Origin of the sequence: uncultured Agrobacterium sp. (assembly GCA_913777615.1) — a bacterium.
Lineage (GTDB): Bacteria > Pseudomonadota > Alphaproteobacteria > Rhizobiales > Rhizobiaceae > Agrobacterium.
Map to the genome: position 1 here is coordinate 258164 of CAJYTK010000011.1, position 13694 is coordinate 271857.

Here is a 13694-nt window from a genome sequence, read left to right on the forward strand (position 1 = left end):
ACTGTGCCGAAATCGGCCCTTGCGATGATGTTCCCAGAAACGCGAGCAAGGGCGGCATCAATGAAAACCTATTATGTCAATTCCGAAACCGGTTCCGACGCAAATGCAGGCACATCGGCAGGTAGCGCCCTCGCCTCTCTGGCAGCTGTAAACAACCTCAAACTGAAAGCGGGCGACGTCGTTCTGTTCAGCGCCGGCACCGAATATCACGGTCAACTCGATATCAAGTACTCAGGAACAGTAGAAAAGCCCATAACCTTCGGCAGTTACGGCTCTGGCGAACCGCCAGTCCTTTCGGGCGGCTACGTAGGCATCTACGGCTCGAAAACATCCAACATCGTTATCGAAAATCTTGCTATCGAAAAGACGGCCACCAATGCGATTTATGCTGGCAATGCAAGTAACTGGACGCTGAACAACGTCACGGTGACTGACACCGGCACGGCTGGAAGGGCTGGCTCGATTAGCTTCCAGAGCAGCAGCGACATCAGTATCAAGGATAGCCACATATCGGGCACATCCGGTGACGGAATCTGGATGCTCAACGTCAAAGGCGCGGTTCTGACTGGCAACACAGTCAGCCAGGCAAAGGGTCACAATGCCGACGCCGTCCAGATCAACGGCAGCAGTAATATCGTCGTCAAAAATAACGTGATGGATATGACCGGGGAGAACGGCAGTGCGAAAGGCGTTCTCGTTATCGTCGACGCTAAAAACGCTTTGGTCGAAGGAAACACCGTCGTAGGTGGCGGCTTCGGCATCAGCGCCATGGGACAGAATATAACGATTAAGAATAACGACATTTCTGACTATAAGGGCTACAGCTGGTCTTACGGGATCGGCCTTGGGCAAACGGTTGACGCTAAGAACTACGTGATTAGCGGCAATCACATTCATGACGGTGTCTGGGGTGTCGCAGTGACCGCGGCAGGCACAGACAAACTTGTCCGCAGCGGCATTGAAATTTCGGGCAACCACTTCGACGACTTGAGCGAAGCAGCGCTGAAAGTAGATCGTCCTGCAAGCGGCAGTTTTCACGGAAATGAGATCACCGAGACCGTCAGTCGAGATATCTATATTTCAACCCCGATCAAGAGTTCCGGCACATTTCTAACGACGGCGAGTCAGGTGCTTGCCCCGGTCAAGGTCGAGCTTCCCCACGCACTCGTCATCGCAAAAGCGGATGCGATAACCGTAGCGGTCCCAAGCCAGGCTCCGACAACGGCACCGTCTAAAGCCATCGTCGCAGTAAACGACGTGCTAAAATTTAGTGACGCCCATCATCTGTCTCTTTCCGGCAATGTTCTCGCCAACGATCATTCGGATAATGATGTGCTATCCCTCCGCAATCTCAATGGCACATCGTTCAAGAACGGGTCTACAATGAACATTGAGGGGAAATACGGAGTTCTACATATTGAAAGTGATGGTGACTACAGCTTTACGGTCAAGACCGATCGCATCGACCATCTCTCCGGCACTCTTAAAGAATCTTTCCAGTATAAGGTTTCGAATGGCAGTGTTCTGGATACCGGATATATTTCAATCGAGATCAATGCCGATCACATAACGAAGTCGATCGCAGCAGACCAATTTATATAGCTAAAGGCTAATATCACCGGCCATTGTTGATGCGCCTCCTCAGTCTGTACGTACTGGCAGAAACAACACTTTAGTGCGCACACTTGAAAAAAAGAGCCCGCCATAAAATGGCGGGCTCCTGCCCAATTTCCCTTCAATACACTTCAGAAATTCGAACGACCTAAAGTTGGCCCCACGATCTCTGAATTGTAAATATCATACGTCGTTCACAAGGTATAATCCCTGTTCACTAGGCAAAGGTGGCGTCAAACACCAACCGGCTCGCCGTGAGGGGGAATGGAAATCTTCAAGACGCCGACATCGGTTGTCTGGGAGTTCGGGAACTCGCCAAATGCGTCGTCGTAAACACGGAACTGGAAAGTTTCACTTGCGGCTTGAGTCAGACCCTTGCCGAGATCATTCAGATCATAGGTGTATGTACCATCGCGCTGGATGTGCAGATCACCATAGTGACCAGAAACGACGGTCGAGCCATCCGGCTGGACGAACTTGAAATTGTAGTCGTTCGGGTTTGCTGTCAAAAGATTTTCAGCGCCAGCACGGCTCACGGAAACGTAACCCTCAGCGGTCAGGTCACCGCTCACAGAGTTGCCGTTGACCGACACGGACTGATCGACGGCCACAGGCTTCGTGTGTTCCGGCTTGATGGTGATGACGAGGTAATCGTAGTCGGTCTGCTTGCTGCTATCGGAAATCTTGTATCCTACTCTCTCGACAAAGCCTTCGGCAGGTACCGGGCCGATGTCTGCCTTGAGGGTATATGTATAATTGCCGTTCGGGCTAACTTTGAAGGTGCCATAGGTGCCTTCGATGATGGTGACCTGATCAAGGCCCTGCTTCGCGCCAACGCTAACGCCGTTCAAAGAGCGAAGGAAAATTTGACCATTGTCGGTGGAGTCGTTCGCCGTAATGTTACCAGAAATCGTTGCATCAGGGTCATTGATATAGATGGTATCGTAGTCGGTTGTTGCTACAGGCTTCGCCATAATAATCTCTCCATGAGGCCATTTTTTATAAAAGTCCGGCAATTTTTAATGCCAGTTAACTTCTTATTCACCATCTATCGGAGGTTACTAAATGTCAATACCAAACTGAAGAAACAAAGCTAAACTCTACTCGATTTCCTGACTATTTCTGGGTTATTCATTAACCGACATTAGCTAAATAGCGGACATACATTAGAATAATCTAACAATTATCCGAATAATATTCTTCAACCCTACCACAGATCCGCTTAAGAGGGGAAAAGATGTGCCATTTTGGGAAAATTAGTTTTCGACTAATTCCACACCGGTTAGAGGCCATGAGCTGTTCTTGGCAATTACCAAGATCATCGTCTTTTCTAGAAATATAGCGATTTCTAATAAATATCTATACTGTCTTTTACTGACATAATATATCGTCGCAGTTTTCTGATTGCGACTACTGCGTGAACAATATTTGACAACCCTAATTATGCAACCTGAGATTATTTCGGCTCGAATTACTGGGATCGAGATTTCCATGGCCGTCGCTAAGCGGCTTTTACGTAAGATACTATGATATAAGTCTTATCGCCTCTGCCGTTGACACTGGCCAATAGGCAGATTGATTGGCAGCAGTAATCGACCACAATAAATCCAAAGTACTCGTCAGTGGATTTTCGCCTGCAGTCTACTATAGCTGGCGGTCAGTTCGTTTATCACCCGAGCGGCAATGCCGCTTAATTGATCAGGATGGATTGATCCAACCCAACACCGCGGACGGGATTTATATGAATGAAGTTGGCGACTATGCCTCATGCAGCGAGAGGCTGAAAACGCCGCCGAATGCGGGCAATGTAATAATTGCCGGGGGACTCTGACTCGCACATGGCGATGACCTCCGCTTCAGGCACTCCGGTGAATCGACGCTCATCACCACTGTGGAAGCGAATACGCAGCTGCCCGTCTTCCTGACTAAAATACACTTCTTTTACGATTCGAGAGTTGACCGATAGATTTTGCATTTTTCTCTCCATTATCATTTTTATTTTTATGAGAGCCTAAGCAAAAACTCGAAAATTACCGTGAAAAGAACTGGTTATTGCAATCTAAAGCCAAATATTCAATTTTGGCGCATGTTGAACCAGCATTATCGACGCGAAGACCTTATCGTAACGTCGGCCTGACGAACGTTGTATAAGACGCTGAGCTGTTGCTTGCGATCATCCGAAGTCACTATTTCATGCCCAGCCCAGCATCTTAGGGTCTGAGGTCAAAGATGAAGAGAGCGGCTGACGGCGAGGCTTAGCTGGGATCGAATGGAGCACTGCCGCAAGGCTAACGTTCTGTCATCATCGCGCAAAGCCTAAGCTCCCGCAGGCGTTGCACGCTAAGACGCTGTCTAACTCTCCAATAGGCGACTATGTGTCACAAGCTTTCAAACTGACAATTCGCCGTGCTAGCGATTGATCGTCATTCCTCTCTGAAGGCGTGTTCCATCTGATCACGCAATGGCTTCAGAAGATAGGACATAACAGTGCGCTCTTCGATGTGAGCGAACGCTTCGACAGGCATTCCTGGATAGAGGTCAAGGCCTTTGAGCTTTGCCAGGCTTTCCGGTACAGGTTGAATTTTGACAGGGTAATAGAGCTGCCGCGTCGTCGGATCGGTGATGGCATCCGCGCCAATATTCATGACTTTACCTTCGACCTCTGGCGTCGTTCTTTGATTGAACGCCGCAAACCGGAGCCGCACCTCTTGGCCAGGATGGATTTGATCGACATCCCGTGTCTGAATGCGAGCTTCTACGTTCAACTGTTGATCTTCAGGAACAATCAGAACGAGATCTTGACCTGGTGCGATCACGCCGTTCTTCGTGTGGACAGACAGTTGCAGAGCATGGCCGCTGACGGGCGTCGTGATTTTAAGGCGAGCGATTTCGTCTTTGACCGAGTTGAGCTTTTCGGTGTTCTCAAGGATTTGACGTTGATTATCCGCAAGACTGGTGGATGTTTCCGTTAGTCGTGTCTGGCTGATGTTGATCAGCTGAGCCTTGATTTCGCCCTTACGTGTCAGAGCTGATGCGCGTGCGGATATAAGCTTGCTACGGTCGCTTTCGTAGCTTGCTTTCTCACGCCGCAATTGAAGCATGCGCTGGGATCCGACGACTTTTTGAGCAAGAAGTTTTTCCTGGATGTCCAGTTCCTGGTTTGCAGAGGCAACCGCATCATCGCTTGACTTGAGCTGCAGATCATAACCGCTGATCTCGTCATCGAGCTGGCTCTGGCGAGAGTTCAACTGCTCGATCATGGCTTCGAGAGAAAGACGACGGCTCGTCAGAAGATCCTGCTCCCGAGCCAGAACCTCATCCACCCCGGGTAATCCCTGAACGTCCTGAGGGGCTATGATCTTGTCTTCGCCCTTGATCTCCGCCATAAGCCGCGCACGTTGAACATATAGCTGCACCAGCTGCCCTTGGTACAGGTCGCGCAAGGAGTATTCCTTGGTTCCATCAAGCTCGAACAGAACGTCTCCTGCCTTGACCTCCTGACCTTCCCTCACATAGATTTCGCTGACATTTCCACCTTTAAAGTGTTGAATCTTCTTTACATTTCCATCGACCACAACAACACCGGCGGCAATGACAGCACTCGCGATCTGCTGCGAGTAGGCCCAGCCACCGATCCCTCCGACGAGAACAAATGACCCCGCCAGCACTGCCACCAAATGGCGGCGCAAGGATTTCTCGGCCCAGCCAGAAGTCATTCTTTCCTGCATCTTGGATGTGGTCATGATCGCTTAGCTTTTCGTCTTAGTGGTATCGACAACCACCTGAAGCTGACGCTCAGGCTTATTGACAACGCGCCCCAGAACCTCATCTTTCGGGCCAAAGGCATTCATTCTGCCGCCATTCATCACCATGACGAGGTCAACGCTCGATAATACGCTGGGGCGGTGGGCGATGACGAGCACGATTCCACCGCGGGCTCTCACGCTCAGAATAGCCTCGCTCAAGGCTTCTTCACCATCGGCGTCGAGGTTGGAGTTTGGCTCATCTAGAACGATCAGGAAGGGCTCGCCATACAGGGCGCGCGCAAGTGCCACGCGCTGACGCTGACCGGCGGACAACAGTGTTCCGCCCTCACCGATTTCCGTATCGTAGCCGTTGGGCAGGCGGATCACCATATCATGGATACGCGCCGCCTTCGCCGCGGCAATGATCGAGGCAGGTGAAGCGTCTTCCTGAAAACGCGCTATGTTCTCGGCAATGGTGCCGTTAAACAATTCGACGTCCTGAGGCAGATAGCCAATATACTTCCCAAGGTCTTCCGTGCTCCATTGGCTGAGCTCAGCGCCGTCGAGGCGTACGGAACCACGAACGGTGGGCCAGAGCTGCAGAAGAACACGCGCCATTGCCGATTTTCCGGAAGCGCTCATGCCGATAATGCCGACGGCACTGCCTGCTTGAACCGTAAAATCGACGTCGATGAAGATCAAACCCTTGTTGCCAGGCGCGGTCCCTGCAAGCTTTTCGACAGTCAAAACGCGGCTTGGTCGCGGGAGCTTGAGCGGCGGCGCCTTTTCAGCCGTGGCAGTCAAAACATCGCTGGTACGCCGCCAAGCGTCGCGTGCGGTCACAAAACCTTTCCAATTGGCTATCGCAAGCTCCACGGGGGCAAGCGCACGCGATGTCAAGATAGACGCAGCGATCATAATCCCGGCGGATGCACTGCCGTCCATGACGAGAATGGCACCAGCTGCAAGAACAGCCGATTGCAGCGCCATTCGGAAGATTTTGGAAATCGCGGCATATTGATTGCCGACATCCGACGCAGAGCACATCAGGACGCGGTGCGCACCATTCTTTTCTGCCCAGATCTGCCCCACCCTGCCGGCCATACCCATAGCGCGGATGACCTCTGCGTTGCGCAGGGACAAAGAGGCATATCCATTCCGTACGTTGGACGATTCATTTGCGAGCTTGGACTGGGTGCGCGAACTTACATTGGTCAGGTAGGTCAAGCCAGCAAGAACGACGGCGCCGAAAATCGCCATCCAGCCAATGACCGGGTGGAACATAAAGCAAATCGCCACATAGAAAGGCAGCCAAGGCAGATCGAAGAATGCGGGAGGCCCCATACCCGACAGAAAACTACGGATGTGGTCAAAATCGCGGATTGGCTGCATCCCGTCGCCAGGAATCCGAGCCTTGAATGGCATCTGCAGCATGGCCTGGAAAACCCGCCCGTTCAGCAACTCGTCCACAGATGCGGCGATGCGCACAAGAATGCGGCTACGGATGATCTCGAACCAACCCTGAAACAGGTACAGCAGCAGAGCGAGGATAGACAACGACACCAACGTCGGGAGGCTTTTGCTTGGAAGAACCCTGTCATAGACCTGCAGCATATAAAACGAGCCGGTCAGATAAAGTATATTGATCAGCGCGCTCGCCAACCCCACACCTACGAACGCCCACCAAGACCGTCGCAATGCATCACCGGTGGTGATGTTCAAAGCTTGCTTATTAAACTTCGACACGATTTATACGCCTCGTTTCCATTGCAACAGATACATAACACGACGCCGGCGTGAGCTCAGCGCGCGCACTCTCCCGACGACTTGCGGACATGGCGATATGCTTGGCCTTACTGGCCAGATAACGAAGTCAACAATGTTCAAGCAGACCTGCGCGAGAAGATCACACGACTTTGACTTACAGCATAATCCAAAAGATAACAATATTATTAGCGCAACACACTGAATCAATGTTGCCAAAAATTCTTCAGGAGTGAAATCTCCCTAAAAAACGAGCGACGTACCAAATATTGGATTCTTTTATTATCGATTTCTTAAATACAGAATTTATTCCGTTCTGACCCAACTGGCTTTCCTGTTCATTCTTTTCGTCCTCTACACTTAATATAAAACATCTTTTATGTGCGGTAAATTTACCACCCAATTACATTTTCACGCATCGAACAATTATCAGGGGTTAAATCAACGATCTTTATATAGGCATAATAAAAAAAATCGTCTAAACGTCGCCTGGCTGTCGAAATACCGATCATGTGGGTCATTGCATGAAGAAGCTTTTGATTTATCTTGAGAATTTCCTGCCGTCATCTCAGGCATTTATTATCAATCAGGCGGAAGGTTTTCATCGTTTCGACACGGAAATAATGGCTGGCAAGCGTATAAACTCCGCTCACACGAAGAGTAGCGAGCTGCGTGTGCATGATATTAGGTCGTCCAATACGATGCGTGCGGGTGAACTGCTTCTCAAGATCCCGCGCCTGCCTATCCCGTCGCTTTTTCCGCCCCTACGTAAGGCTGACTTGATCCATGCTCATTTTGGCAAGAACGGCTATGTCGTGGGTCCCCTGGCGCGGAAGGCAAACAAGCCGTTGATCACGACCTTTCATGGGTTTGACGCCACATACGATGGCGACCCCAAAAAACCCGGCGGCTTCAATCAGATCCGCTTCTTTTCGCACGGCAGACGACAGATGGCCTCGTGGCCATTCAACTGGTCGATTGCCGTCTCGGATTTTATCAAAGACAAGCTTCTAGAGAAGGGGTTTCCCGAGGCCCGTATTCACAGGCATTACATTGGCATCGACACATCGCGCTTCAGCCCGACAGCCGCACCACGTCGCAAAGGCCTCGTTGTGTCGATTGCCCGCTTTGTAGAATATAAAGGGCACAGGCTGATGATCGAAGCCCTGGAGCGAGTGGCAAAGCAAGGTATCGACCTTGAGTTTGCGATGGTGGGCCAAGGGCCGGAACGCGACAGAATAGTAGAACTGGCAAAACGCAAACTTCCAAACGTTACCGTTCATGAGAACCTGTCTCAAGACCGTATCCGCGAACTTCTTAGCGAAGCCGAACTTTATCTGCATGGCAGCATAACACTCGATAACGGACACGCAGAAGCGTTCGGGCTCGCCAATCTTGAGGCGCAGGCTGTCGGAACGCCAGTTGTTGCATTTCGATCGGGCGGAGTTGGCGAGGCAGTGAAAGACGGAGAAACCGGCTTTCTTCTTGCGGAGCGCGATGCCACCGGTATGGCGAACGCTATAGGTAATCTTCTAAGCGACCAGGCCCTATGGAATGAATTCAGCAGGCGCGCGCCGATCTTCGTCAGTCAAAACTTCGACCTGAACCGGCAGACGGCACTGCTGGAAGACTATTACGACGCGGTTCTCGGGGACTATAAAAATTTGGGGAACACACTATGACGCCACCTGTCCGAAAGCCGAAATGGGGACTGAACGCTTTCAAACCGCTGCGGATCGCGATCGTCAAGGTCAAATGGCTGTACTTCACCAAGATCTGGGGCATGGATATCCACCCCACTGCGAACTTTTCTTTGAGCGCGAAGCTTGATCGTACCAATCCCAAAGGCGTTCATATCGGTGCTGAAACCTATATTGCTTTTGATGCAGCGATCCTGACGCATGATCTAAGCCGCGGTCTTTATCTTGACACGCGCATCGGCAAGCGTTGCTTTATTGGCGCACGCAGCATCATTCTGCCCGGGATCGAAATCGGCGATGAATGCATCATCGGTTCGGGTTCGGTCGTGACCAAAAGCGTTCCGCCCCGGTCCTTGGTAGCAGGTAATCCGGCGAAGATCATCCGTAGCGAAATAGAGATCATATCGCGCTTTGGCAGAATGCGGGCGGGGTCAGGCGTCCCGCCTTCTTAATTGAGCAGGACACGCAATACGCTTCAAACGAATACCACGCTCCCTACCAGAACGGAGAGATGATGTGACCAAGGCGGTCAAAGAAAAAGCCATCAGTGCTACCCTGTGGTCTATTGTTCGTATCGGGGTCGATCAGCTTTTTTCCTTTTTGGTCTTTATCGTAGTCGCACGTCTGCTCGGACCTGTAGATGTGGGAATATTCGCACTCGGAATGATATTTGCGGAATTGACCCGCATATTCGCCACATCGGGTTTTGCCGACGCCGTGACGAAGGCTAGTCCTGAGCAAGAAGAAGTTGTGGCGTGCGCGGCCTTCTGGAGCAATATGGTGGTCGCGATAGCGTGCTCCCTCATCGTAACTCTCGTCGCGGCAACCGCAGGCAAATATGTCTCAACGGACCGGCTCGCTGAAGTCATCATAGCGTTAGCATGGACAATACCGTTATCTGCAGGATCAGCGATCCACATGGCTCGGTGCCTGAAGCGCTTCGGTCATAAAGCCTTGGCAATCAGAGCAATCGTGAGTGGTCTGGCCGGCGGAGCCGTTGCGGTTGCTGCCGCGTTTCAAGGCTATGGCGTATGGGCATTAGTGCTTCAACGCTTCGTCACGGAGTTGATAACGCTGATCACGGCCTGGTTGGCCTACCGCTGGGTTCCGACTTTTCATTTCACGTCGACCGACCTGAAAGAAATTCTACCTTTCAGCATGAAGATGTCGTTCACAAAATTCATTGCGCTCATCGCATCCCGGGTCCAGGACGTCGTCATCGGCGCCTTTGTGGGACCCGCCGCTGTGGGGATGTACCGTATAGCAAAAAAGACAATCGACATACTCATGACAGCGACGCTAACGCCTCTCTCGACTGTAGCAACGAATTTTTTTGTGGCTGTCAGAGATGATGCAACACGCTTTCAGCAATCGTTCGTGAAACTTGTCACGGTGTCCTCATGCATTGCCTTTCCTGCTTTTTTTGGACTGGCAGCAGTTGCGGATGTCGTTGTTCCTCTGGTCTATGGACCAAAGTGGAATGAGGCGATACCCATCCTACAACTGCTGGCACCGATCTGCATTCCTCTCGTCATCAGTCTATATATTCTGCCCGTTCTTACGGTCTTCGGCGAAGCCAGCAAAGCCGCGCGCATGACGGTGATCCAACTGTTTCTATCGCTAGCATTCGCACTCATTGCGGCACCCTTCGGCGTCTATCCTGTTGTGATAGGATTTCTTCTGAGAGCCTATCTGATGATCCCGTATCAACTGAGACTTATTGAGAAGCATACAAATTGCAGTGTGAATAGGATTATCGTCTACATCGGCAAGCCTCTGGGCGCGTCAGTCATGACTTCTCTGATATGCTACTATTCATTGAACTATGTATACAGAATAGAATTCAATGACATAATTAGCTTAATTTTGGCCATAGTGCAAAGTGCAGTTCTATATATTATAATGCTGCTCGTTGTCGATCGACGATCAGTTCGTTGGCTTATTGAAATATTTCAGTCTATCCTACGCAAAGGTCGGCGAAATACCATGAAGCATCCCAATCCAGTCTGATCGTACCCCGACCAGTTCGTGATTTCCATTCAAGTTATCTGCCGGAGTCATTAGTTTATGAAAATGTTTGTGTTCCAGGGCAAGTCATCCAACTTCGGCGATGATCTGAACCACTGGTTATGGAGCAGATTGCTTCCGAATTTTTTTGACGAGGACGACAACACAATCTTTCTGGGAATTGGGTCGATTATTTACGACAACCATCCTCCTCTCGCAAAGAAGATCGTTTTTGGTGCGGGATACGCTGGATATACACGTCTTCCAAAGATCGATGAAACTTGGGAATTTAGATTTGTCAGGGGTAAGCAAACTGCAAAAGCAGTTGGTGTTCCCGAGGCGCTTGCAATCGGTGATGCGGGGATTTTGATCAGACTGACGGATCTTCCCAATTACGAAAAACGACATGATGTTTCCTTCATGCCGCATTTCGAAAGCGCCGAGAATGGTAGCTGGGAAGTTATTTGCCAGAAACTCGGCATCAATTTCATCGATCCGAGGTGGGATGTTGATCGAGTACTCGAAAACATGCTCTCCTCCCGCCTCATGATTTCGGAGGCAATGCATGGAATTATTATAGCCGATGCTTTGCGTATCCCATGGAGAGCGGTAAGGCCTTTGGACCCCAATCATCATGCCAAATGGGCGGATTGGGCAAGCGTTCTCGATCTCGATGTGGTCTTTTCCAACGTTGGTCCATCAAATATCCTCGAATGGACAATGACAAAATTCTGGAAAACGCGGCGCGTCATCTATTGGCTTCGCAAGCAGCGCCAGCGTCTTTTTCTGCTGGGGGGGAAAACTGTTTTACCTTCGACAGTCAGACAACTTAGAGACCTGGCGAATAGTCCCGGTCAACTCAGCCGCGACGAAAATATTCAGAAAGTGACCGAGGAGATGCGTGAAAAGCTCGAAGAGCTTAAGCGCGACTACGGAAACGTCTCGCAGAAAAGGTCGTGAAGATGAAAATCTCTGTTCTGATCAACAACTATAATTATGCACGCTTCCTTTCAGCCTGCATTGATAGCGTGCTGGCTCAGGACTATCCAGATTTTGAGATCGTCGTCGTCGATGATGGCTCTAGCGACAATTCTCGAGAGATCATCGCATCCTACGGCACACGGATCGTACCAGTAATGAAAGAAAATGGGGGGCAGGCCTCCTCTTTCAACGCCGGCTTCGCCGCCTCAAGCGGCGAAATCCTTTGCCTGCTCGATGCCGACGACGCTTTCCTGCCTCGCAAGTTGTCGATCATCGCCGGCCTTTATACAAGCCATGATTCAGACTGGGTGTTCGATCAGGTCACCACGGATGAGAACGCGATCCTCGCGACGCAGATTTCTACCGTGGAAATCGATAAACGCGCGAGCCTTCGTCAGGGTGGCTTTCCAAGCCTGCCGGTTCCCACATCCGGCCTGACATTCCGCCGCAGAATATTGTCCGACATCCTGCCCATGCCTACGGCAAAAGATGTGGTCTTGAGCGACAACTATCTAAAATTCGCTGCTGCCTATCTTGGCAAGGGATTGATGGTCGAGACACCCCTCACCTTCCAACGGATCCACGGGGCGAACCGTTACACCAACAGCGACAAGGCGCAGCAGCTGCGCGCAAAAATTATGGTTGCGACCGGCGTTTCCCTCGCCCGACGTTATGAAGGCATGAAAGCGATGGGACAAAAGCTGGCTGCGGGCGGGCTTGCCAAAAGCGATTACCGCGGTGCTGCGCTAATTTCCCAGACACGCCGTTGCGCTGAAGATGGACATTTCTCCCTTCTCCATTTCGCTGCTCAGGTGGCGATGAAACGTCTTGGAGGTAAGATCCGATGAGCCGGGACAATGAACTTTCCACGGCAGATACGGCCAAAGCTAGTCAACCCGTCAAGATCGTGGTGGCGGTTCTCACGTACCGGCGGCCCGAAGGCATTTCAAAACTTCTGGACGTGTTGACACGGCAGCACCAAAATCCCGCGCGTCCATACGCACTGACGGTTTTGGTTGTTGACAACGACGCCGCGGGCAGTGGCTGGAGCACTATTGAGCCCTTCATCAGCAGCGGTGCTTACGCTCCTGACGATACGAACGGTCAGCCATGCCTGAAATACTGCGTCGAGAAACGGCAGGGTATTCCATTCGCCAGGAACCGCGCGCTGGACGAAGCACCCGAAGACACCGACCTCTTCTGCTTCCTGGATGACGATGAGTGGCCGGTCGATCACTGGCTCGATGCCATGTTGGACGTGCGGGAAGCGACGTCAGCGGACTGCGTCTATGGTCCGGTCGAACCTGTTTATCCTAAGCAGGCGGCGGATTATTTCATCCGTGCCGGTGTCTTCGAGCGCAAACGCAGAAAAGACCGCGAGCAGATCAACTATGCCGCATCGAACAACGTCATGTTTGATTACCGCCTGTTTCGCCGTCTTGGACTGCGCTTCGAAGAAAGAATGCGCTACACAGGTGGAACAGATTTCGTGTTCTTCAACCAGGCCGTGCGTATAGGCGTGAGGATATTCTGGGCCGACGCCGCGCTTGTTTATGACATCGTGCCGGCAAGCCGCATGAAATGGAAGTGGGTCCTTCAACGCCAGTATCGGCTAGGCAATACGTTTGCAGTAGCTGAGAAGCTCTACGGAAACCGCAAGAGCGCTGCCTACCGCTTTGCCTACGGCGCCGCCCGTGTTGGACTCGGCACCGCCATGCTGCCCGCCTTGGCAGTCTCACCGCGTCTCGGCATGCGGGCGCTTACACATTTGTTGAGAGGCGCCGGAACGGTATCAGGGCTAATGGGACACGCTTACGAAGAGTATCGGCCGGATGCCGAAGGCGCGGTAAAATAGGGAACGGAAAGTCACGTCATGGAATAT

11 protein-coding genes are annotated in these 13694 nt (G+C 51.4%); 7 read left to right on the forward strand and 4 right to left on the reverse strand.

What is annotated here, in order from left to right; genetic code table 11:
- Positions 1 to 60 precede the first annotated feature (60 nt).
- Positions 61 to 1602, forward strand: coding sequence for a right-handed parallel beta-helix repeat-containing protein (locus QZ862_RS10305; RefSeq protein WP_296099586.1), 1542 nt, complete (start codon positions 61 to 63; stop codon positions 1600 to 1602).
- A gap of 245 nt (positions 1603 to 1847) precedes the next feature.
- Here QZ862_RS10305 and QZ862_RS10310 read toward each other — a convergent pair whose 3' ends face one another.
- The 4 genes from QZ862_RS10310 to QZ862_RS10325 all read right to left on the reverse strand — a co-directional run bounded on the left by QZ862_RS10310 (position 1848) and on the right by QZ862_RS10325 (position 7082).
- A complete protein-coding gene (locus tag QZ862_RS10310) occupies positions 1848 to 2588 on the reverse strand; it encodes an Ig-like domain-containing protein (protein WP_296099589.1) in 741 nt (246 codons plus the stop codon).
- 791 nt (positions 2589 to 3379) lie between these two features.
- On the reverse strand, positions 3380 to 3589 hold the full coding sequence (locus QZ862_RS10315; RefSeq protein WP_296099592.1) for a KTSC domain-containing protein: 210 nt from the start codon (positions 3587 to 3589) through the stop codon (positions 3380 to 3382).
- Positions 3590 to 4037: 448 nt separating this feature from the next.
- Complete coding sequence (locus QZ862_RS10320; RefSeq protein WP_296099594.1) at positions 4038 to 5357, reverse strand: HlyD family type I secretion periplasmic adaptor subunit; 1320 nt, start codon at positions 5355 to 5357, stop codon at positions 4038 to 4040.
- Positions 5358 to 5363: 6 nt separating this feature from the next.
- Entirely contained in the window at positions 5364 to 7082 is a 1719-nt protein-coding gene (locus tag QZ862_RS10325) for a type I secretion system permease/ATPase (protein WP_296099889.1), read from the reverse strand.
- Between the two features lie 566 nt (positions 7083 to 7648).
- Between QZ862_RS10325 and QZ862_RS10330 the strand changes: the two genes are divergently transcribed.
- From QZ862_RS10330 to QZ862_RS10355, 6 genes are all read left to right on the forward strand, one after another.
- A complete protein-coding gene (locus tag QZ862_RS10330; RefSeq protein WP_296099596.1) occupies positions 7649 to 8806 on the forward strand; it encodes a glycosyltransferase in 1158 nt (385 codons plus the stop codon).
- Positions 8803 to 9276 (forward strand): acyltransferase, encoded by a 474-nt coding sequence (locus QZ862_RS10335; RefSeq protein WP_296099598.1) that lies wholly within the window; start codon positions 8803 to 8805, stop codon positions 9274 to 9276. The genes QZ862_RS10330 and QZ862_RS10335 overlap by 4 nt, the downstream gene beginning before the upstream one ends.
- Before the next feature lie 64 nt (positions 9277 to 9340).
- Positions 9341 to 10834: an oligosaccharide flippase family protein gene (locus QZ862_RS10340; RefSeq protein ID WP_296099600.1), complete on the forward strand. Its 1494-nt coding sequence runs from the start codon at positions 9341 to 9343 to the stop codon at positions 10832 to 10834.
- Positions 10835 to 10891: 57 nt separating this feature from the next.
- Positions 10892 to 11791 (forward strand): polysaccharide pyruvyl transferase family protein, encoded by a 900-nt coding sequence (locus QZ862_RS10345; RefSeq protein WP_296099602.1) that lies wholly within the window; start codon positions 10892 to 10894, stop codon positions 11789 to 11791.
- 2 nt (positions 11792 to 11793) lie between these two features.
- Complete coding sequence (locus QZ862_RS10350) at positions 11794 to 12660, forward strand: glycosyltransferase (RefSeq protein WP_296099605.1); 867 nt, start codon at positions 11794 to 11796, stop codon at positions 12658 to 12660.
- Entirely contained in the window at positions 12657 to 13667 is a 1011-nt protein-coding gene (locus QZ862_RS10355) for a glycosyltransferase (protein ID WP_296099608.1), read from the forward strand. Before QZ862_RS10350 ends, QZ862_RS10355 begins: the two co-directional genes overlap by 4 nt.
- The last annotated feature ends 27 nt before the right edge of the window (positions 13668 to 13694 follow it).